Source organism: Saprospiraceae bacterium (genome assembly GCA_016714025.1).
Classification (GTDB): Bacteria; Bacteroidota; Bacteroidia; order Chitinophagales; family Saprospiraceae; genus Vicinibacter.
In genome coordinates, this window is sequence record JADJOB010000002.1 from 1,182,948 (window position 1) to 1,205,000 (window position 22,053).

General features: G+C 36.8%; 15 protein-coding genes (1 of these 15 cut by a window edge). 6 read left to right on the top strand and 9 right to left on the bottom strand.

Annotated elements, in window-relative coordinates:
• Positions 1 to 330: 330 nt before the first annotated feature.
• From IPJ80_07965 to IPJ80_07975, 3 genes are read left to right on the top strand one after another with little or no spacing between them, the layout of a single operon-like run.
• The gene (locus tag IPJ80_07965) at positions 331 to 1,239 is read left to right on the top strand and encodes an ATP-binding cassette domain-containing protein (GenBank protein ID MBK7913423.1); all 909 of its coding nucleotides are present in this window, start codon (positions 331 to 333) and stop codon (positions 1,237 to 1,239) included.
• Positions 1,220 to 2,542 (top strand): ABC transporter permease, encoded by a 1,323-nt coding sequence (locus IPJ80_07970; GenBank protein MBK7913424.1) that lies wholly within the window; start codon positions 1,220 to 1,222, stop codon positions 2,540 to 2,542. The genes IPJ80_07965 and IPJ80_07970 overlap by 20 nt, the downstream gene beginning before the upstream one ends.
• A gap of 34 nt (positions 2,543 to 2,576) precedes the next feature.
• The gene (locus tag IPJ80_07975) at positions 2,577 to 3,530 is read left to right on the top strand and encodes a hypothetical protein (GenBank protein ID MBK7913425.1); all 954 of its coding nucleotides are present in this window, start codon (positions 2,577 to 2,579) and stop codon (positions 3,528 to 3,530) included.
• A 54-nt stretch (positions 3,531 to 3,584) separates the two neighbouring features.
• Here IPJ80_07975 and IPJ80_07980 read toward each other — a convergent pair whose 3' ends face one another.
• The 3 genes from IPJ80_07980 to IPJ80_07990 all read right to left on the bottom strand — a co-directional run bounded on the left by IPJ80_07980 (position 3,585) and on the right by IPJ80_07990 (position 7,440).
• Positions 3,585 to 4,664, bottom strand: coding sequence for a ferredoxin--NADP reductase (locus IPJ80_07980; GenBank protein MBK7913426.1), 1,080 nt, complete (start codon positions 4,662 to 4,664; stop codon positions 3,585 to 3,587).
• Between the two features lie 66 nt (positions 4,665 to 4,730).
• The gene (gene mscL, locus IPJ80_07985; protein MBK7913427.1) at positions 4,731 to 5,129 is read right to left on the bottom strand and encodes a large conductance mechanosensitive channel protein MscL; all 399 of its coding nucleotides are present in this window, start codon (positions 5,127 to 5,129) and stop codon (positions 4,731 to 4,733) included.
• 58 nt (positions 5,130 to 5,187) lie between these two features.
• Positions 5,188 to 7,440, bottom strand: a complete 2,253-nt coding sequence (locus IPJ80_07990) for an aconitate hydratase (GenBank protein ID MBK7913428.1) — start codon at positions 7,438 to 7,440, stop codon at positions 5,188 to 5,190.
• Positions 7,441 to 7,628: 188 nt separating this feature from the next.
• On the opposite strand from IPJ80_07990, the gene IPJ80_07995 reads away from it, so the two are divergent.
• Positions 7,629 to 8,144, top strand: coding sequence for a hypothetical protein (locus tag IPJ80_07995; GenBank protein ID MBK7913429.1), 516 nt, complete (start codon positions 7,629 to 7,631; stop codon positions 8,142 to 8,144).
• An 84-nt stretch (positions 8,145 to 8,228) separates the two neighbouring features.
• On the opposite strand, the gene IPJ80_08000 is transcribed toward IPJ80_07995, so the two are convergent.
• The 3 genes from IPJ80_08000 to IPJ80_08010 form a co-directional block, all read right to left on the bottom strand.
• Positions 8,229 to 11,027, bottom strand: coding sequence for an insulinase family protein (locus IPJ80_08000; protein ID MBK7913430.1), 2,799 nt, complete (start codon positions 11,025 to 11,027; stop codon positions 8,229 to 8,231).
• Positions 11,028 to 11,094: 67 nt separating this feature from the next.
• Positions 11,095 to 11,874, bottom strand: a complete 780-nt coding sequence (locus tag IPJ80_08005; GenBank protein ID MBK7913431.1) for a TIGR02757 family protein — start codon at positions 11,872 to 11,874, stop codon at positions 11,095 to 11,097.
• Between the two features lie 94 nt (positions 11,875 to 11,968).
• Positions 11,969 to 15,391, bottom strand: coding sequence for a T9SS type A sorting domain-containing protein (locus IPJ80_08010; protein MBK7913432.1), 3,423 nt, complete (start codon positions 15,389 to 15,391; stop codon positions 11,969 to 11,971).
• Positions 15,392 to 15,701: 310 nt separating this feature from the next.
• On the opposite strand from IPJ80_08010, the gene IPJ80_08015 reads away from it, so the two are divergent.
• Complete coding sequence (locus IPJ80_08015) at positions 15,702 to 15,899, top strand: hypothetical protein (protein MBK7913433.1); 198 nt, start codon at positions 15,702 to 15,704, stop codon at positions 15,897 to 15,899.
• A gap of 375 nt (positions 15,900 to 16,274) precedes the next feature.
• Here IPJ80_08015 and IPJ80_08020 read toward each other — a convergent pair whose 3' ends face one another.
• The 3 genes from IPJ80_08020 to IPJ80_08030 all read right to left on the bottom strand — a co-directional run bounded on the left by IPJ80_08020 (position 16,275) and on the right by IPJ80_08030 (position 21,452).
• Positions 16,275 to 17,780 (bottom strand): T9SS type A sorting domain-containing protein, encoded by a 1,506-nt coding sequence (locus IPJ80_08020; GenBank protein MBK7913434.1) that lies wholly within the window; start codon positions 17,778 to 17,780, stop codon positions 16,275 to 16,277.
• Between the two features lie 46 nt (positions 17,781 to 17,826).
• Positions 17,827 to 18,498: a hypothetical protein gene (locus IPJ80_08025; protein MBK7913435.1), complete on the bottom strand. Its 672-nt coding sequence runs from the start codon at positions 18,496 to 18,498 to the stop codon at positions 17,827 to 17,829.
• A gap of 1,160 nt (positions 18,499 to 19,658) precedes the next feature.
• A complete protein-coding gene (locus tag IPJ80_08030; protein MBK7913436.1) occupies positions 19,659 to 21,452 on the bottom strand; it encodes an aminopeptidase P family protein in 1,794 nt (597 codons plus the stop codon).
• A gap of 176 nt (positions 21,453 to 21,628) precedes the next feature.
• Here IPJ80_08030 and rpoN point away from each other — a divergent pair, with 176 nt between their 5' ends.
• Positions 21,629 to 22,053, top strand: partial view of an RNA polymerase factor sigma-54 gene (gene rpoN, locus IPJ80_08035; protein MBK7913437.1) — the 5' portion only. Its footprint extends 1,132 nt past the window's final position; the window shows 425 of its 1,557 coding nt (coding positions 1-425); the start codon lies at positions 21,629 to 21,631; its stop codon lies beyond the right edge, outside the window.

Below are 22,053 nucleotides of genomic sequence, written 5' to 3' on the forward strand. Positions count from 1 at the left end.
AGCAGTAAAGCTATTAAGCTAATAAGCCATAAAGCTGATTCATTGTTAAGCAGGGAAAAGACTGTATAAAAATTAGAAATTGGACGTAGGTTCAACTGGTGCCTAGCCAAGGTAATCAGCAGTCTGCAGTCAAAAAATGAAGAAGCTAATAAGCCAAAAAGCTGATTAGCTTGGAGTTAACAGTCAGATGAAAACATGCTAAAAATCAAGTTCATAAATTTTCAACATTGCAGTATTGTAGAATTGCAGAATTCTTTGTCCTCCTCTTCCTAAAGACTTCCTTTCTACAGACTCTTTTTTCTAACTATATTCGCATCCAAATAGGATGTGATGGCAGATTTATTAAGGCTTGAAAATGTAGTCAAAGAATACGGCAACCTTAAAGCCGTTGACCAGGTGAGTTTTAGAGTCCCAGAATCTTCAATAGTAGGCTTATTAGGTCCGAATGGAGCAGGGAAAACCTCATTGATCAGAATTATTACAGGCATTACTCAAGCAGACTCTGGAAATGTTTTGTTGCATGAGAAAGACATTTACAAAATCAAGGATCCTTCCGTTGGATATATGCCGGAGGAAAGAGGTTTGTATAAGAAAATGAAAGTTGGAGAACAACTTATTTTTTTAACCAGACTGAGAGGCCTTTCTAAAGTAGATGCTGAAAAAAACGTGGTCTATTGGATGAAGAAATTCCAAATAGAATCCTGGTGGAACAAAAAAATAAATGAATTATCAAAAGGGATGTCTCAAAAAGTTCAATTCATTGCAACTGTGAGTCATAATCCGAAATTAATTATTTTAGATGAACCTTTTTCTGGTTTAGATCCAATCAATACCAATTTAATTAAAGATGAGATCATTCGTTTGAAAGATGAAGGAGCCAGTATTTTATTCTCAACCCATCGGATGGAGCAAGTGGAAGAAATGTGTGAACACATAGTTCTAATCAATAAAGGTAAAATAGTCCTAAACGGGGAAGTAAATGAGGTTCGAAATTCCTATAAAGAAAATATTTTTGAACTCACTACATCCAACACCATTCCGGAAGAATTTTTTGAAGAATTTGAATGTACAATTAAAAAGGAACGGCATTACCTTATTAAACTAAAACAACAACAGTCAACGAATGATATTTTAAGTTGGCTATTGCATCATGAAATCAATTTAGTTTCATTTAATGAGTTGTTACCAACATTTAATGAAATATTTATTAAAACTGTAAATGAAACCAGCCATGAATAAATTAGGCTTGATCATAGCACGCGAATATCTTACCAAGGTTAAAAACAAGAATTTTATTTTTACAACCCTGCTAACACCTTTAGGGTTTTTAATCTTCTTTATAGTAATAGGTATAATTTTTAGTTATGAAGGTTCGAAAACCTATCGCATTGCGCTTTTAGATAAAAGTGAAATGAATATTAAGTTTCCGGATTCAACCAAGAAATTTAGTTTTATTAAAACGACGGAGACTCTAGAACAATTAAAGACTCAATATAAAAATGGTGAGTTGGACGGGATTTTGGTTTTGCCAAAATTTTCCGGAGTTGATGTCAAAGCCTATACGGTGTATTATCATTCCGATAAAGCAATGGATATTGAAATTGAGTCCAGCCTCGAAAAATATTTGCAGGATGGTGTAAGAAATTACAAAATCCAGTTGATGAACCTGCAAAAGGATCAATTGGAAAAATTGAAAACAGACATTGCAATTGATCCGGAACCGGTATCTGATACAGAAAAAGATCGTTCGAGTTATACGGGTAAAATTGCAACCATGTTGGGAGGCATCATGGGTTATGTGATTTTCTTTATCATCTTTTTGTATGGTGCTTCCGTAATGCGTTCTGTAGCTGATGAAAAAGTTAGTCGTATTGTTGAAGTAATCATTTCTTCAGCCAGACCGGTAGAACTCATGTTAGGCAAAGTCATAGGAGTAGGTTTGGTTGGCTTGACTCAAATTGTGATTTGGTTGGTATTAATTCCACTTATTTATTTTCTGGGAATGTCAATTGCTGGTATTGATACACAACAATTGCAGGAAGTGAGTCAGACAATGGGTCAACAGGCACCCATGGATACAGATGAACTGGCACAAATTATTCGCGAAGTAGGCGCCATGAATTGGTGGCGTATTTCTGTTTTGTTTGTATTTTATTTTGTAGGCGGTTATTTTATTTATGCCTCTATGTTTGCAGCAATCGGTGCAGCTTCAGGAGATGATATAAATGATGCGCAATCATTGACCATACTGGTTACCATTCCCATTTTATTGGCTATGTATGTTATGTTTCAGGCAATCCGACTGCCGGATAGTTCGTTAGCAATGTTTGCATCCTTATTTCCTTTTTTTAGTCCAATTGTAATGCCTGCTATGTTGGCTTTTGATCCACCTTGGTGGCAAATTGCTTTGTCTTTGGTATTGCTTTTTGCGTTTAGTTATTTTATGATTTGGGTTGCAGCACGGATTTATCGTACCGGAATTTTAATGTATGGTAAAAAAGCAAGTATCAAAGAATTGGGTAAATGGATTTGGAAGGGTTAACGCTCTTTTCAACCAAATGATCGTTATTTAATTCATGAAAATTAGTGGATTTACCTTCATGCGGAATACAAGTACTTTGTATTACCCTTTTCTGGAGTCCATCCAATCGATATTGCCCATTCTTGATGAATTTGTAATCGCAATGGGAGATAACAATCCCGATGATCAAACAGAATCTTTGGTGCGAGGATTAAATTCTGATAAAATTAAGCTCATTAAAACGTGTTGGGATTTGGATACCTATAAAAGTGGAACCATCTATGCACAACAAACGGATCTGGCAAAGGAAGCTTGTACAGGTGATTGGTTGTTTTACTTACAATCAGATGAAGTGGTTCATGAAGACTATTTGGAAACCGTTGTAACAAATTGCAAGAACTATTTAATGGATACCTCGGTAGAAGGATTTTTATTTGACTACAAACATTTTTGGGGGGATTACAATCATTACATTCAATCGCATGCTTGGTATCCGCAGGAAATTCGCATCATTCGCAATCGCAAGGATATTCATTCGTACGGGGATGCACAATCTTTTAAATCAATAGAAAATTTTGATTACGTAAACTATCGAACAAAAATAGGAACCCGAAAGTTGCAAGTTATAAAAATACCCGCCTCCATTTATCATTATGGATGGGTAAGACCCCCTGAATCCATGCAAACCAAATCAAAAGTGATGGATGGTTTTTACCATGATAAACAAAAGGTACAAGCCAGTTACAATGCCAAACCGGTGAATTTTGATTACGGTAATATGAGCAAACTCACATGTTTTAAGCAAAGCCATCCTTCAGTTATGCTTCCGTTTATTGAAAAATTTAATTGGGCAGAGCAGTTAAACTATTCAAAGGATTACAAACCTAAACGCGCCCTGTTAAAACATGAAAAAATCAAATACAGAATTCTCAGTTGGATTGAACAAAAATTATTAGGCGGCAAGCAATTATTTGGCTATTCGAATTGGGTGATTTTGAAAAACCATTAATTCAAATATCGGATTTCATATGTTTCAATTTTAAAAAACTGAACTTACTAATTCCTAGTATTTAATTTCAATTAATTCTGTTAAAGGCCTGGATTGACAAGTAAGTATGTACCCCTGTTCGATTTCTTCTGGTTCAAGTGCCAGGCTAACATCCATATGTACTTTGCCTTGAATAATTTTGGCCATGCAGGTAGAACACGCACCACTGGAACAAGAGTATGGGGCATCTAATTTAGCATCTAAAATGCTGTCTAAAATTTTTTTATTACCGGGAACCTGGAGTTCGTGTGTTTTATTATTTAGGTGAACTATTAAGCGAACAGAACTTAAGTTTGAAATTTTTGAATCACTGGATGGATGCACGGGTACTGTAAAGTATTCTGCATGCACCGCTTTAGGATCAATATTGGAAAGCAATAGATTTTCTTTAGTACCATCTATAAAATCACCGGGGCCGCACAGATAGTATTGAGAGTTTAAATTGCGCGGAGGATACTTTTCGAAGAATTTCTGAATAGAATCTTTATTGATACGTCCTTTTAATCCTTCCCAAATTTTCTTTTTACTTGCTAAAAAAGGAAGTAAATTTCCTTTTAATCTGCTTAATGTAAATTCAACATAAAACTGATCCTGATACTTCTTATTTAATTCAATCAGCTGTTTATGAAACATGATGTCTTCTTCGGTTCGATTTCCATAAAACAGATAAACATTAGATTTTGGCTCATTTTCCAACAAAGATTGGATCATTGAAAAAATAGGAGTGATGCCACTGCCAGCTGCAAAGAAGTAATAATTCTGCCTTTTTTCTGAATCTGGTTTAATAAAAAAATGACCTTCAGGACCTGATAATTCCAGGGTATCACCGGGATTTAGTTTATCATAGATAAAATTTGAAACTATGCCATCATCAACTTTCTTAATGCTGATACTGATTTCATTCTGACCGGGGGCAGAACTCATCGAATAGGATCTGCGATATTCTTTGTCTTTAATTGTTAATTTAAGAGTCAGATGCTGACCCGGATGAAATGTTTTAAATTCTTCAGGTAATTCAATTGCTTTAAAATGTAAGCTGACGGAATCTTTGGTTTCAAAGGATTTTTCTGAGACCGGAATTTTGTAAAAATGCATGACCCTCAATCGATTTAATACAAAACCGATAAATCAATGATTTGTTTAGGCTGCAACAAAAATGGTTTATTTTTTCAATAAATCTCTGATTTCAGTCAACAGATCGTCTGTTGTGGGTTTAGGCAAGCCTACAGGTTCTACAAATTTGATTCTGTTTACAAACTTAATAATCAAAAACATTACAAATGCTATAATAATGAAATTGATGAAAGCTGAAATCATACGTCCATAAAGAATGGCAGACTCTGAAGTGGACACTTTACCATCCGGACCTAAAACTTCTGGTGATAAGACCCATTTGGCTTGAGCTAAATCACCCATTTGAAAAATTTGGCCAACTAAAGGCATGACAATTCCATCAACAAAAGCTGAGGTAATTCCTCCAAATGCTGTTGCCATTACTAAACCTATAGCAATGTCAATCAAGTTTCCCTGCAGTGCAAATTTTTTAAATTCTTTAAGCATGATCTAGGTTTTAAATTAAAGAGCTACTCTTCAAAAATACAATGAAAAAACAATTTGACTATGAATTCACCAATTCCTGGCGAATTTTATTTAATGCAGAGCCTTCTTTTACCCATTGAATTTGTTGGAGGTTATAGGTATGCGCAAGATCAAAAGAATCTTCTGAACCATCAGCATGTTTCAATACCATTTGGAAGTTTTTACCTGGCGCCATTGAATCCAATCCAATTAAATCGATTAGATCATCCTGTCTTATTTTATCATAATCTGCAGGATCGATAAATGTTAAAGCCAGCATGCCTTGTTTTTTCAAATTGGTTTCGTGAATCCGGGCAAAGGATTTAACGATGACCGCTTTAACACCTAAATAGCGAGGCTCCATCGCTGCATGTTCACGCGATGAACCTTCACCATAATTTTCTTCCCCAAACACGACCGTTGATATGCCAGTTTTTTTATACAATCGCGCCGAATCAGGAACGGCCGAATATTCATTACTAACAAAATTTAATACCTTGTTACTTTCTCCATTAAAGGCATTGATCGCACCGATAAAACAATTGTTAGAAATATTTTCTAAGTGACCGCGGAATTCTAACCAGGGGCCGGCCATAGAAATATGATCGGTAGTACATTTTCCTTTTGCTTTAATCAGAATGCGCATATCCAACAATTCTGATGATTGAATCGGTTGGAAGGGTTGTAGTAGTTGAATTCGTTGACTTTCAGGATTGACCAGCACTTCAATAAATTCTGAATTGGCTGCGGGAGCTTCAAATCCTGCATCAACCACTTCAAATCCAAATACTGGAAGTTCTACGCCAAATGGTGGATCGAGTTTAACCAAATCGCCATCTTCATTTTTTAACGAATCCGTCAATGGGTTAAAGCTTAAGCTGCCGGCGATCGCGAGTGCTGTAACAATTTCAGGGGAAGCAACAAAAGCATGGGTACTGGAATTGCCATCATTACGTTTTGAAAAATTGCGATTAAATGAGGTTATAATCGAATTTTTTCGGTTGGGATCATCCATGTGTCGTTTCCACTGACCGATACACGGGCCGCACGCATTAGCCAGAATCACCCCACCCATTTTTTCAAAAGATTCAAGGATGGAATCCCGCTCCACAGTATATCGGATTTGTTCAGAACCAGGGGTCACTGTAAATTCTGATTTAACTTTTAAATTTTTTGAAACAGCTTGTTGCGCAAGGGATGCTGCACGGGATAAATCTTCATAAGATGAATTGGTGCAAGATCCAATCAATCCAACTTCCAGTTTATCTGGATAGTTGTTTTCTTTTACCGCTTTTGCAAATTGTGAAATGGGCCAGGCTAAATCAGGTGTATAAGGACCATTGATATGCGGTTCCAAACTATCTAAATCAATTTCTATGACTTGATCAAAATAAGTAGCCGGATTTTGATAACATTCCGGATCTCCGGTGAGATCAGCTTGAATTCGGTCACAAAGATCTGCCACTTCTGCGCGATGTGTAGCTCTTAAATAGCGGCCCATCGAATCATCATAACCAAATGTTGAAGTCGTTGCGCCAATTTCAGCGCCCATATTGCAAATAGTTCCTTTACCTGTGCAGGAAAGCGAACGAGCACCGTCTCCAAAATATTCTACGATGGCACCGGTACCACCTTTTACCGTTAAAATTCCGGCAACCTTAAGAATAATGTCTTTGGAAGAAGTCCAACCCGATAATTTACCTTTTAAATGAACGCCAATAATTTTAGGCATTTTTAATTCCCAGGCCATTCCGGTCATTACATCCACTGCATCCGCACCGCCAACTCCGATGGCAACCATGCCAAGTCCACCGGCATTGGGTGTATGGGAATCCGTGCCAATCATCATTCCACCAGGAAAAGCATAATTTTCTAATACAATTTGGTGGATAATCCCAGATCCAGGTTTCCAAAATCCTATTCCATATTTATTGGAGATCGATTTTAGAAAATCATAGACCTCTTTATTTTCACTATTTGCAGTACTTAAATCTTTGCTAGCCCCATTTTCTGCAAGAATTAAGTGATCGCAATGGACCGTTGAGGGCACCGCTGTTTTGCTTTTGCCGCAGGTCATAAATTGCAATAAAGCCATTTGAGCCGTTGCATCTTGCATGGCCACACGATCCGGGGCAAAAAAGACATAATCCTTTCCACGCTGGTATTCCTTTAATGGAGAATCTTCGTGCAAATGGCTGTAAAGGATCTTTTCTGTCAATGTTAAAGGTCGACCCAGGCTTTGTCTTATCAAATCAATGCGTTCACTCAGACGGGCGTAATGGCTTCTGAGCATATCTATATCAAATGGGGAAGTATTCATAAAATGGCTATTGGTTTAATTGATTTTGAATTCCATCAGGATCGATTATCCTAAAACAAACAATCAATTGATCGTTAGTTTGGAAATAGGGCGGCAAAATTAAGCTTCGGGGCTCATTTTACAAAATAGGAATAGGGTCTTCTGGCGTTGTATCTTTGATTATGCTTAAAAACGTTTTGATTTTAACAGCCTTGGTTTTGGTGTTTTCTTGCTCAAAACAAGAAGAAGGACAATTTCAATTGGAATATCGAATGAGCCTCGAACTGCCACCGGATGCAAATCCGCTTTTTACCCACGTATTTGAAAAGCCGATTGCTTCCGACTGGAACAATTTTTTAGCAGCCCACAATCTCAGTCAAACAGATATTGTAAAAATCAGGCCCAGGTCAGTGATTCTATCACCCGTTTTTAACAATGCAATCAGTTATGGTATTATTTCAGAAGCTCATGCTTCAATTTATGATTTAAATGATCCGGGTGGCTTATTACCCATAGGGGATCTTTACGATAACATCCGTTCAGATGAGGAGCTGGTTTTATTACCTGGCCTTGCGGATGTAAAAGATTTGATAAAAAATGAGGAGTTTGTATTAAAATTGGAATTCAATCTGCGTCAATTTCCAGGATCTGTATCGGAACATTTTCTTACCGTCCAGTTTGATGTTTTCATAAATTAAAAATTACGAATTACGAATTACGAATTACGAATGGCAACATAAACCAATTCGTAATCCGTAATTCTCAATTCGTAATTATCTTCTCTAGGGTTTTTTCATTTTATTCGCAAAATCACCGCCTTTAAATACACTCATTTTAGCAGGATCTACAAATTTATTCATTGCCATTCTTATTTGCTCTGGAGTCAGGTTGTTGATTTTGGATTCAAAATCTTCTGTAAATTTCATGGTTCTGCCAATATTTAACATTGAATTTAGAGTACCTGAAAGTTGAGCATCCTGGGATCTACCTACTTTTCGGGATTGCAGGTAACCGGATTTAGCATCTTTTAATTCTTGTTCGGTAAATCCTTCTTTAAGCATTTTTTCCAACTCTTCTTTATAAGCAGCTTCCAGACGATCGCGATTTTCAGGAGCATAAATTGCGTAAATCATAAATCCTCCGCTTTTATCCTGAGAGTCAGCAAATAACTGGGAGCCAACACCATAACTAATTCCTTCTTTTTGGCGGATTCTGGTTGCCAGTCGGCTGTTTAAAAATCCACCGCCAAAAATATAGTTTCCAAGTACCAATGCAGGATAATCCGGATCGTCATCACGAAGATTCAGATTCATTCCAGCCAAAAACATGGCATTTGCCTTATCAGGTGTTTCGATGTTTTCATTGGTTGGTTTAACGTCTGCATAAACATCTTCAAGACGTTTGTATGTACTTGCACTTTTCCAATTGGCTAATTGTTTTGAAATGGTTGATTTTACTTCGGCTTCTTCAAAATCACCAACAATGGCAATGGTCGCATTATTAGCGCCATAAAAATCTTTATAGAATTGTTTGCAATCCTCCAATTTTACGTCCTTAATTGCTTGAATTTCTTCTTCAATTGTTTTTGTATAGCGAACATCATCTTTTGGATAGGGATTTAAATGTCGTTGAATGGCATTGCCAACCAAAGCCTGAGGATCTGATTTTTGTTCTTCTGTTCCAGCCAATTCTTCATTGCGCAATTCTTCAAATTCTTTTTCATTGAATGCGGGTTGTTTTAATACTTCAGTTACTAAATTCATAACTGCAGGTAGATTTTCTTTGGTTGTTTGAATGTTGACACTTAAAGTACCCCCTGAACCATAAAATCCCACACGCGCTTTCAATTTATCAAATTCATCCTTGATTTCTTGTCTGGATTTTGTTGTAGTGCCTTTATCCAACATACTGGCTGTAAATGAACTGATGGTTGATTTTCCTTTTAAATTCATTTCATTGCCAAATCGAAGGGTAATGTTGGCATTAACTACATTTCCCTTTGTTGCTTTAGGAAGCAAGGCATATTTAATTGAATTGGCTTCTTGTCCCCGATGGGTGCGGCTTTCAATATTAGCAGGAGATGGATCGAATTCTTCTCCTTGTGCAACCAAAGGATCTCCTTTGTAATCTTTTACCAGGGCTTTAATATCAGGAGCTCCAGGAATTTCAGCACGATCTGGTTTTGCTTCCGGATAAAACATCCCAATGGTCCGATTGTCTGGTTTGAAATAGGTGGATGCAACGCGTTGTACATCTTCAGGTGTAATTTTCCGGATGTTGTCTCTATAAATAAAGGCCAACCTCCAATCACCCATTCCGATGTATTCACTGATAGACCTACCAACAAATTCGGTGTTTCTAAAAGATAATTCAAAATCTTTAATCTGTTTGTTTTTTGCACGATCCACTTCTTCTTTGGTAGGCGGATTTGTACGAATGTCGTCGAGTGTTTTAAGGAGAATGGTACGAGCTTCTTCCAGTGAATTTTCTTTACGCACCTGAACACCAAAATAAACAAAGCCGGGTTCCTTTAATGTAGCGCACCAACCAAATTGACTAGACGCTTTTTTAGTTTCTACCAATGCTTTGTATAATCTTCCGGAGGGTTCGTTGGTCATGATGTCAGCAAGGATGTCTGCAGCGGCTGCATCTTTGTGCGAACCGGGTGGTATGTGATATAAACAAGAAACGACTTGCACGTCACCAACACGCTTCAATACGACATTGCGTTCTCCATCTTGTGTAGGCTCATCGGTATAAGTGGGTATTAATTCACGACTTGGTTTTTTAAGCGGTGAAAAATATTTGTGAATCAACCACAAAGTTTTCTTTTCATCAATTTTACCAGCCACCATTAAAACGGCATTGTCTGGTTGGTAATATTTTTTATAAAATCCCTGTAAACGTTCGATAGGTACTTTTTCAATATCAGCACGGGCTCCGATGGTTGATTTTCCGTAATTATGCCATAAGTAGGCTGTGGATAATACACGTTCCATTAAAATACTTCCAGGATCGTTTTCACCACTTTCAAATTCATTGCGCACTACAGACATTTCTGTATCCAGATGTTTTTTCGCAATAAATGAATTAACCATACGGTCAGCTTCGAGATCCAATGCCCAATTCAGATTTTCATCCGTAGCTGCAAAGGTTTCAAAATAATTTGTGCGATCATACCAGGTAGTTCCGTTAGGTCTTGCTCCATGTTTTGACAATTCGTTTGGAATGTCCGGATGTCTGGGAGTTCCTTTAAAAACCATGTGCTCTAAGAGATGGGCCATACCCGTTTCTCCATAACCCTCATGCCTGGAACCTACTTTATAGGTAATGTTTACGGTCACTGTTTGTTTGGATTGGTCAGGATACAATAGTACCTGCAAGCCATTGGGTAAAAAGTATTCGGTAATTCCTTCAACGCTTGCACCTTTCGTAAAACCGGGGGGCATGCTTGAATAATCCATTGCAGTTGTTTTTGCTTTAGCAGGACCTGCTTTTCCTGCTTTGGATGGTTTGCCTGCTTGGCCGAAAACCAGACCAATATTTAAGGCTAAAATTAAGATTAATAAATAATTACGCATATGATTTTTATTTAATATAAATTATTTAACTACATTGTCTCCTGCAAAATTACGTCACATCTACGAATTATTTCGTAGATGATGTCTTTTTTTCTGAAATGCCCAATCCAAATAGTGCAAAATCGTATTTCACCGGATCCATTGGATCCAATGTTCTGCATGTGGCACTTAATTCTAAAACAGCCTTCCAATCCGATTGTTTGCGTGTTAACATACCCAACTTTCGGGCATTTTTCTCGACATGAACGTCTAAAGGCATTAATAATTGTGAAGGCTTTATGGTTTTCCAAATTCCAAAATCAATTCCTTGGGGATCCGATCGCACCATCCAACGTAAAAACATGAGTAACCGTTTGCATTTTGAATTGGATTCCGGAGATGCGATGTGCTTTAAACATCGTTTGGCCGGATTGCAATATTTTATAAAATTTGCTCGGAATCGAATGAGCGCTGGACCGACATGCTCTTCAGTTTGCCGGGCATCGTTTGTAAACGCTGATTCTAAACTGGTATGTTCCTTATAATAATTTTGAAAAAATTCTAAAAAGTATAACGCATCCTCTCCATTAAACGTGCGATGTACAAATTTTAAAAAGGGCTTTCGTTCTGATTCAGTATGATGGAGAATAAATTCATATGGCTTTTGGTCCATCCAATCCATTAGTTTAGTTCCGCTCTGGATGATGGTTTTGCGATTTCCCCAAGCCAATAATGCAATCCATAATCCACTGATTTCAATATCTTGCTTTAATTCAAATCGTTTGGGAATGGAAATGGGATCCAGTTCAATAAAATCGCTTTGATTAAATTGACTAACCAATCCATCCAAATAATTTTTTAAGTCGATTGTGTTTGTTTTCAGTACCCTATAGATTAAATCTAAAATAAATTAGAAGGCTCTGAATTCCCAATTAATTTCCTTTAGTTTTTGGAACATGCAATTATTTTACAAATACCTTTTTATACAATCGATTCTTAAAGTTGATTTCTAAAATATAAACTCCTGAAACTAATTCTTCTGTTTCAACATGCAATTGATTTCCTTTAGAAATTAAATTTGAATGAATGTCAACCAATCGCCAGGCAATTTGAGGATTTGGATGCTTTGGAATTTCAATTTGCAATCTGTTCTTAACTGGATTTGGATATATTACAACAGACTCATCTTGCTTCAAATCCGCATTGCCAATGAGTAGAGGTACCTTAAAATCAAGCCGTGTCTCACATCCATTTTGATCATAGACATAGACCCAATAATCACCGGGTGCCAAATTAATGATTGAATCTGTTTTTTCACCGGTACTCCAAAAATACGTGTACGGCATCGTACCTCCATTTACGATTGTTTTAGCGCGTCCATTCTGACCACTGCTGCCAGCAATGTCCAGTTGAACAAACAATAATTCAGGGGAATGGACTTCAATTTCAGCCATTGATTGACATCCGTTTGCATCCCTGGCAAAAACAGTATATTTTCCTGCTTTCAGATCAACCAATTCTTTTGTATTCGGACCATGGCTCCAGTTTATCAGAATGGGAGAGACTCCAGAAATAAAATCAATAAATAGTTTTCCATCTTCTTTACCAAAACAACTCACATCAAATACCAGGGAACTGATTTTCAAAGAATCGAGGTTTTTTAATTCGACTTCATTTTTAAATTGACAGCCGCTGGAATCTTTTACAGTCAGTTGATAAGTTCCGGAAGCCAGACCTTCAATGCGTGCATCCGTTTTTCCATTGGACCAGGTGTATTGATAATTTTGTCCGCTGCCCCCACGAACCGCTGCTTCGAGCGAACCACCAATTTCAGGACAAGCCGGTGTTGCAATAAATTCAATTGCCAAAGCAGGGTTCACTTTTAATTCAACAAATTCTGTACTGTCGCATCCATTTGCAGCCTGAAAATAAAATTCCAAACTCGTATCCCGCGTAAAAGAAACATTTCTAAAACTATCTGCATAACAAATAAATTCCTGATGATCACTTCGTTTGTTTTCCAGAATGTTTAATTGTGTTTGAACGATGCTGTCGCAAGCATTGTAAGAAAACAAACTATCCGTATACAAACCGCTTTTCGTATATACATTCTTTCCAACGGAAATGGATTCTCCATCACAAATGGTAAATTCCTGTTGGTAATGGGTATTGTAATGATATAGGTTTATGGTGTGACTTGCTTTTTGATTTCCGCGGGTCACTGTTACTGAAAGAGGACCCACTTGATTTGCAGAAATGCTTTTTGTGGTATCACCGGTTGACCAGGCGTATTTTGCATTGCGGATTTGTGTATCAAATAATTTGGATTGCCCATCACACAATGGAATATCACAACTTGCAACAGAATCTTTACTGCGCCATGAAATGACAATGCTGAATTGAACTTTTGCATCCACGCCATTATCAAATTTATTGTCATTGGTTGTAAAATACCAGGTCCCTTTTGGATTGAATTTACCCAGGATTCGTTTATAGGTTTTAACTCCTTTAAACGTTGCAGGTTCAGATGCATTGGGCGTGTATCGGCTATTGGATATGTCAATAGAGGATGGACTTTGATACGCTGCAATGATATCGCGGGTCCAGGAAGTGCCTTGCGGCTCAATTTTCATTTGCAATTCAACCAATACATCCCGTCCCCATTGCGGAACATTTTTATACAAACTATCCGGTACAAACAAACTATCGGATTGTACCCCCTGGTCGGCATTCATCGTAACACTGACCACAAAAGAATCTCGTTTGCCGGGAATAATCGGACAACCCAGATTGACTAAAAAATCTGAAATGATTATGGTATCCGGATCTGAAAATTCTGTACAGCGGTCAGACACCGCCAATTTATAAACACCGCTGTAACTTGGTTTTAATATCGAGTCTTTTGGCAAGGGCATTAAATAATCATAGTGAAACCAATCGTAGGTATACAAGGATTTTAATGGACGCGCTTTCAATAAAATGGTATCTCCTTCAAAATAAGGAGCCGATACACTTTCCACGATATCCGGAATAATCCGGTAGGACAAGCAGGATCTGTTTTCAACATTCGATCGAATCAGGTTTCCCGGTTCTGGTCCAAATCCTTTGGTAAAATTGATTCCAACTCCGGTTAAATGACAATAACTCATAATGGTCCCCCCGCCATTGGGAGTTGGCCCGGGAGCACATAAATTGCCTTCTGGTGGTTGACAATTGTCCAATGCGGTATTCCGGTTAGGGCCCCATTGACAGGCATGGGTATGAGGTGAACCGAGATTGTGACCCATTTCATGCGTCATCACTTCCACGCTCCAGGAATAAGTAGGCAAAACAGAAAAAGAATTATAAATAAATGCAAAGGAATGCGGTCCCGATTGTCCGTTATAGGGTTGACACAAGGTACTCAACCAGGCGATGCCTCCTTGTTGTTGAGGAGGATAGGTAGATACCAATTGGGCTAAATTTCCAGTAAAATTATTTTTGCGATAAGAGGTGTAATGAAAAATAATGGACTGTAAATCGGTGTGTAAAAAAGGATCAGGAGTCGTCCAAACAAAGATCTCAGAGATTTCCAGTGTAATGTACTCGTTGTAATAAAGGGTTTTAACCACATTAAACAGTCCGGAAATATAGGTGGTGACCTGGTTTTTTTGACTGCTGCGATCGGTATACATCCGGTAATCGCATTCCAGAAAAACCTTGACACTTTTGCAAGCATTGTCAAACAAACTGTCTGGAGCCAATTGATGATTTTGTAGGTTTTTGGGCGATTCAGGCAATGCATCCGAACCACATTGAAAGCCCGAGTTTACCGGCAATTCATTTTCATAATAGAGAACATGAGCGGGCTCATTTTCTGATATTGCATTTTGTGGTATCAATTTTCCAAGAACCAAATTTCCTTTTTCGGGTAAAGAAAGGACTCCCATAATTTCATTTCCGGAAATGGTTATTGCAGCAAAAGAGCCTGGAACATTTTGGATAATTCCCCGGTAAAATAAGGCTTCTTGCGGCATGGGCTCCCGTAAATCCGGCCGGTCGGAACTGATTACGGCAGCGTCTTGACTGTAGATATCTTGTCGTATCAAGAGCAATTCCAATGGATGTTGATGGCCGTCTTGAACCTGAAATTGCAAATAGTTAGGGGTTGCTTTAAAAATTTGGCGAATGGCTGAATTTTGAAGGGACAGAAACGAAGCGCCCGGCATGGATTTAACAAATTCTGGTTTAGCATAGCTTGGCAAATTGACTAAAAGTTCCATTTTATGGAATTCCGGCTTTTTTTTCAGCAATTCCTGCATTTCATCCCAAATGCGGGATGCATAGGTCGTATGAAAGTTCAGGATCAGGCACAATACAAGCGGCAGCATCTTGACAAATCGCATGGAGTATATTTTTTGTAAAGATCTGTTTTTCCTGGAAATTAGCAGCGGACAAGCTTAAGCTTTTGAAAATGAAAAGATTCTGATAAAAGAGTCCTATGAAGCAAAAAACACAGCTTGGCTATATTTTTTCAGGCAATTAACCATATTGAAAAAGCCACATGTGTAAATTATATTATTCCTTAAACCCGAAATTTGCCCAAATTGCCCTTAAAATTTGGCTAAAATCACTTATTTTGAAAAATAATTTAAAAATAATTATATATTAATAAAAAAACATATATAAATTTGTTCTGCTGTAAAACGCTCGATTATGCAAGGATGGAAAAAAATCATGTCTCTGGCCGACACGTATAAGGCCGAACTAAAAAGACTTCAGCTAGTTAAAAACGGTATTGAAGCGATGGTAACCACCAAAGCCTTGTTAAATAAGGCCAGTGCCGACCTCTATGTTAAGGAAGGGCAATACGAAATCGCAACAATCCTATTGTTTGAAAATGAGGAAGATTGAGCCAGTTTAGAAGCTCAGTTGGAAGTTTTTGTTGTAGATATAGACCAGAAGGCTTATAAATAAGAAAAGGAACAACAGGAAAAAAATAAAGCATTTTCCTTTACTGCCCTTTTTCAATTGCTGGATTTCCATGATTCGCTTTTAGTTCCGCAAAGTAAATTAATATTTATTTATTTTACAAGTAGATTTATACGATTTTCATTTTCGGTGGTCAATTTTTCTTAATCATATGATATCTTTAAATTGTAGTGTATTTATATAATTACAATATCTTTTTACTTATCGTTCAACATAAAATAAAAGTGGTGCCTTCAATTACTTAAAGACACCACCAACACGCTTTAAAATTCATTTGCATTGAAAAATGGTTGTGATTTATTTTACGATTCGTTTCATAATAATCCTTCGGTTTTCTAAAATAATTTTTATAAAATAAATTCCTGATTGAATATCATCCAGCTGGATGGTTTGTTTTTGGCTATTTGATGTAAAGCTGTACTTTTTTATCAGCTGACCGGCAGCATTTAAGAGGCTTGCAGATTTTATAAAATTATTTGGCTCATGAAATTCTATGTTGAGTTCTTTATTAACTGGATTGGGATAAAGTAAAGCGTCATAAATAAACTCATTTGGGTTTCCAATAAAACTCATGACCAGGTTGCTATCACAAACAGGTTCATAACCTAATCTGTAATTTACAAAATTAGGAATACTGGCATGATTCCAGGCTGGCAGTTGGATTCCATGTTGTTGAAAATGACAATCCAGTCCTTTTTGATTGGGATCATGGATTACATGCATGACTTTGTTGCTGGTACCAGTTCGGATGTATATTTTGCAATCCGGACCCAACATGGCAGCATCAAAACCTGCGGCCCAGATCCCGTCTTCAACATAACCATCCCAAGTATCTAAATGGATTAAAGCTGAAACTGGGTCAGGATCTTGGGTATCGTATTGATAAAGATCCCAACGATAACTCAAATACACAAAACGCGAGTCGGGAGAAAATGCGACACCAACGGTATGGTCATTGGTTTCACTTCCCGTAACAATATTTCTAAAATTACTTAGAGTGCCAGAACTTCTATCAAAATCCATTAAAAACAATCCATTACTTGGGGTCATCCGTGCATAGTGCTTTCCATCCGGAGAAAAGCAAGACTGCGAACCGCCATCATCTAAAAAATAAAAATCCAAACCTATGCTCTGTTCTTTATATGGCATGGGGCCTTGGTCTGTCATCTGAACCACAAAATATTTATTGTTGGCTCTACCAGGACTAATCACCCACCAGTCTATATTATTACTGTGTCTGGTTGCTGTTAAATCAGAATAGGAAACATACTCGTTGATTGCAACATTGTTTTTTGAAATTACATCTCCATTTCCATTATTTAAACTTATATCTACTAATGTATAAAGTAACTTAGTGGATGCTACGATAGACAAAGTATCCTGAACATATTCTTTAAATTTATGAATTACAAAAAAATGTTCATTTGAACCTGGAGTTGGAAGTATTAACGTTCCAAATGGAGTAATATAATCTCCAAATTTGCAAGATTGATCATGTCCAGTCCCCTCATTGATAATTCCATTTGGCATGGGTCGATACAAACGATCTGAAATCCAACAACCGCTTGTGTACAATAATAATTTGCCATTTTTATCGCAAATACTGGCATTGTTTTGATGTATTCTGTAATCTTTATTGGAAATGTAAATCTCTCTTTTTTGATTTGTAAAGTCAATATGAAATCTGTAAAAATTTGTATCATTTAATGTAGAATTAGAGCCTCCAAATATCCAAATATAATCTCTTTTACCCTGGCAAAGTATGACTGATAACGGCAATAGTATAAGTAGTAAAATTTTCATAATAAACAAAATTTGAGGTGGAGTAATACTCCACCTCAGCTAACAATTAAATTTTAAGTATTTTTCTATTTAGAATTATCCCATTTGTCAATTCTAATTCCAGTAACAAAATTCCAGGATTTAAATCACTGATATTTAATTCAATTAAATTTTGATTTTCTTCAAAATAAATTGTATGAATTGGTTTACCTGAAAGATCTCTAAATATTAGATTCTTTATTTTTACTTCCGGACTATTACATTGGAAAGTTATCCAATCTGAACTTGGGTTAGGTTGTATATAAATTTGAAATTCATTCAATTTTGAATTTCCACTTGATTGGTATTGCTCCATTGCTTGTGAACAAATACTATCATCATTAAATACAGCCTGGTTATATAAAGCCATTAGAGACCTGGCTCTGTAAACAGCATCTCCACCCATAATTGCACATTGCGATGCGATTTCATTAATGATTTGTTTATCAGCAGAATCCAAGACCCAATCATCATTGAGTAACATGCTAAGATAAATTTCATTTATTGATTTTTGATTTTCTTCGTAAATTGTGTCTGTGGCAATCTCCGCATTCTGTTGGATTGCCTGACTCAAAGTAGAATTTAAGGTACTATTTAATTGAACCTGAAGATAATTTTTAGCATTTGCCAGTGTATCAAAATCAGCTTGAATTGAATAAATATTGGTTTGCAATTGTAAATTAGTAATATTTAGATTCATTTATTACCATTTGTAATTTAGTATCAGTAAGATTATAAAACGGATTTTAAGTAAAATTAAGGGTTTTAATGCAAATCGAGGCCTTACAACATCCCAATAAAGGAATTTCATTGTCAATATTGATTTGAGAATATAAAATATCTGGGATTTCATAAAGCTGTCCTATTGTCTTATTGCTTAACGTGCTGAACAATAGAAATGTAAATAAAAACAGTAAATTTTTCATTGTTTTTAAATTAAAAATGAGGTCCTACCTTGTTAAGGAGTGTTCGGGTCAAATTGTTCTCCTGAGGTTTTTAATTTCGTCCATTTTCTGAAAGATTAAAAGATAGCTCCTACATTGCTTTACTAAGCATGTTTATATAATTTACGTTTGTAAATTTCAAACAAGAAATAAATAGGACTATTTCTTGAATTCCCTGATACTTCAGAAATTACAGGAACAGAAGGTGTTAAGCTGTTTTTAATTCCATACGCAAAATTTAGATAAGATCAATTTAATAAAAAATTAATTTGCGTGTTGGATACAAAGATGAGATAACTATTTGTTGTGCACATCAGGGTAAACCCTGATTTTTAAAATTCAGGGTTTACCCTGATTGACTTAAGGGTATACCCTGAATATTACAATTTTTTATAATATTATAATTAACTTGGTTTAAAACAATCTATTTTGCAATCAACTTTCAATAGTTTGTTATTATAATCCTGGGATACACAAATATCTCATGTTTTTTCAGGGGTATTGATTGATGAACTGATTACATTTCCGTTTTGATCTAAATTAATAATAAATGGATCAAGCCTTCGTTTTTTATTTTTGTTAGATTCAATACAATCTAAATAGGACCCGTTGTTATATATTAATTCATTTCTTGAAATTAAATACAACGAATATCCTTCCAATATTTCCTTTCATAAATATTTGACAATCTTGAAATGGAAGCGTTGAAGTAGTACAGATAAATATTGAATGAATATTTTATATAAAACCATAAAATTTGAGCCATGGTTACGTTATAATTTATTTAATTTTGAGAAAGAGTTAAAACTATTTGTTTCAAATCATGCAGCTCAAAAAAAGATTTATAATTGGTATCTAAATAAATTTCAGCTGGTCTAAAATGTTTTTTAAATAAAACATTACAATGTAAATTGACTTAAATCGCCTTGCATTTTTCCTTCAGCCATTTCTTTTCACTTGCATCTAAATGCGGTGCGATGCGGTTATAAACTTCTTTATGGTAATTGTTTAACCAGTTGATGCATTGTTTTGTCATCATCGGACTGTGCACCAGTTTTAAATCAATTGGAAACAAAGTCACCGTTTCAAACTTGAGATAATTGCCCTTGGCACTTTTAGTGTGCAGGGTATTGATCACCAGATTTTCAATTCGGATGCCATGGGATCCTTCTTCGTAATATCCGGGTTCGTTAGAAGTAAGCATGCCTTCCAGCATTTCACTTTGGCCGCGTTGATTCCAGCTGGTGACAAAACCCTGAGGAGGCTCGTGTACATTCATAAAATATCCGACCCCATGTCCGGTTCCATGGCTGTAATTCAAAGACATATTCCATAAATATTGACGCGCCAGGATGTCAAGTTGGATGCCTTTAGTCCCTTCCGGAAAAATGGCATCCGCCAGGGCTATATGTCCCATGAGCACTGCTGTATATTGTTTTTTTACTTCTGGTGCAGGAGCGCTCAAAGCAATGGTCCGGGTGATGTCCGTTGTTCCGTCCTGGTATTGTCCGCCGGAATCTACCAATAAGATGCCCTTAGCTTTGATGGTGGCCGATTTTTTGGCATCCGGTTTATAATGTATGATGGCACCATTTGCCTGATAACCAACGATGGCATCAAAACTTTCCCCCACATACAAAGGCTGTTGACTTCTGAATTCCATGATTTTCATGGCAAATTCATGTTCGGTGCAATTTTTGGATTTTTTCAACAGATTCTCCAACCACATAAAGGCTTTTACCAGCGCAGCTCCGTCTTTTTCCATGACTTTGCGGATGTGCTCAATTTCTGCTTTGGATTTCAGGGCTTTCATTTTCATAACCGGACTGACATCACTCAGTAAACTTCCTTCTGGAAACTGAATGGCGAGTTTCGCATTCATCGTGGATGGATCGATTAATATCTTTTTACCCGGTTTGATGGCTTGAACCACCGATTTTATCGTAAAGTAGTTTTTTACATGGATTCCGTCTTCAGCCAATTTTTTCTCTAAGGCTTCCGGAAGTTTGTCTGGTGGAATGAATAAATCACAATGATCCATGGTTACCAGCAAATAGGAAGTAAATACCGGATTGCAGTGCACGTCTTTTCCACGTAAATTCAACAAATAAGCAATTTCATCCAATGCAGAAAGCAGGATGTAATCCGCTTTTTGAAGTTTGAGTTGTTCCCGTAGGCTTTTCAATTTAAGCTCGCGGGATTTGCCTGCATATTTTAAAGCATGTTCATAAATGGGTTCGGGGCTCAGCGCAGGACGGTTTTCCCATATATCCTCCATTAAATCTCCGCAATCTTTCAGATGAAGTCCTTTTTCAGTCAGTTTTTTATCAAAAGCACGAATTTGTGCCAGGGAAAAACACCAAAAATCACATCCTACGGTCTGACCGGATTTAAGCTGACTGCAGATCCAATCCATATATTCTGCCTGAGCTTGTGCCAGTAATTTATGAAGCGTCACCCCACTGCCTTTAAGTTCGAGTTCTGCCTGTAAAAAATACCTTGAATCCGTCCACAGACCGGCATGATCAGCCGTTACGACCACCGTTCCGGCAGAACCATGAAATCCTGAAATCCAGTAGCGACCTGCCCAGTATTCTGGCACATACTCACTCTGATGAGGATCCGCGGTTGGGATAATGTAGGCATCCACTCGGGCCTTGCTCATTACGGTTTTTAAAGCGGCAATACGGGGAGGAATCAGGCTGGTCATATCAAGATATATTAAATATTTTTATAATATGTAGTTATTTTCTTTACATTTGCCATGCAATGTTACGATTTTCCGGTAGCAAAATCTCAATCATTCCTTATTTTATAAGGATTTGATACCCGATTTTTGAGAACCATGCCCGGGATTCGATTGTTCATTCAGATAGTATAGAGCACATGATTAAGCAGCAATTAAGCCAAAGTCTTTTACAAAAACTTTCCCCACAGCAGATTCAGCTGATGAAACTATTACAGGTTCCAACAGCGATTCTCGACCAACGCATCCAGGAAGAAATCGAATCCAATCCGGCTTTAGAGGAAGGCAATGAATACGATGAAAATTACGATGCTGATTTAAAAGAAGGCGTCAATGATCAGGACAATGAATTTGACCTTACTGAAAAAGAGCAATATGAAAAGGAAAGTCAGGATGAGTTGATGAACAGCGATAGTTTCGATGACTATTTAAACAACTACATGGATGACAATACAGCATCCTATAAGTATAAAACGGATGACTATGGAACACAAGAAGAAGAACATCGCAGTTTACCCATTGCAGTTGAAAATACCTTTCATGACCATTTACGCAAGCAAATTGG

Coding starts and splice junctions, on each gene's coding strand:
- IPJ80_07965 (MBK7913423.1), top strand. CDS start 331: ATGGCAGATTTATTAAGGCTTGAAAATGTAGTCAAAGAATACGGCAAC.
- IPJ80_07970 (MBK7913424.1), top strand. CDS start 1,220: ATGAAACCAGCCATGAATAAATTAGGCTTGATCATAGCACGCGAATAT.
- IPJ80_07975 (MBK7913425.1), top strand. CDS start 2,577: ATGAAAATTAGTGGATTTACCTTCATGCGGAATACAAGTACTTTGTAT.
- IPJ80_07980 (MBK7913426.1), bottom strand. CDS start 4,664: ATGCATTTTTACAAAATTCCGGTCTCAGAAAAATCCTTTGAAACCAAA.
- mscL (MBK7913427.1), bottom strand. CDS start 5,129: ATGCTTAAAGAATTTAAAAAATTTGCACTGCAGGGAAACTTGATTGAC.
- IPJ80_07990 (MBK7913428.1), bottom strand. CDS start 7,440: ATGCTCAGAAGCCATTACGCCCGTCTGAGTGAACGCATTGATTTGATA.
- IPJ80_07995 (MBK7913429.1), top strand. CDS start 7,629: ATGCTTAAAAACGTTTTGATTTTAACAGCCTTGGTTTTGGTGTTTTCT.
- IPJ80_08000 (MBK7913430.1), bottom strand. CDS start 11,027: ATGCGTAATTATTTATTAATCTTAATTTTAGCCTTAAATATTGGTCTG.
- IPJ80_08010 (MBK7913432.1), bottom strand. CDS start 15,391: ATGCGATTTGTCAAGATGCTGCCGCTTGTATTGTGCCTGATCCTGAAC.
- IPJ80_08015 (MBK7913433.1), top strand. CDS start 15,702: ATGCAAGGATGGAAAAAAATCATGTCTCTGGCCGACACGTATAAGGCC.
- IPJ80_08020 (MBK7913434.1), bottom strand. CDS start 17,780: ATGAAAATTTTACTACTTATACTATTGCCGTTATCAGTCATACTTTGC.
- IPJ80_08025 (MBK7913435.1), bottom strand. CDS start 18,498: ATGAATCTAAATATTACTAATTTACAATTGCAAACCAATATTTATTCA.
- IPJ80_08030 (MBK7913436.1), bottom strand. CDS start 21,452: ATGACCAGCCTGATTCCTCCCCGTATTGCCGCTTTAAAAACCGTAATG.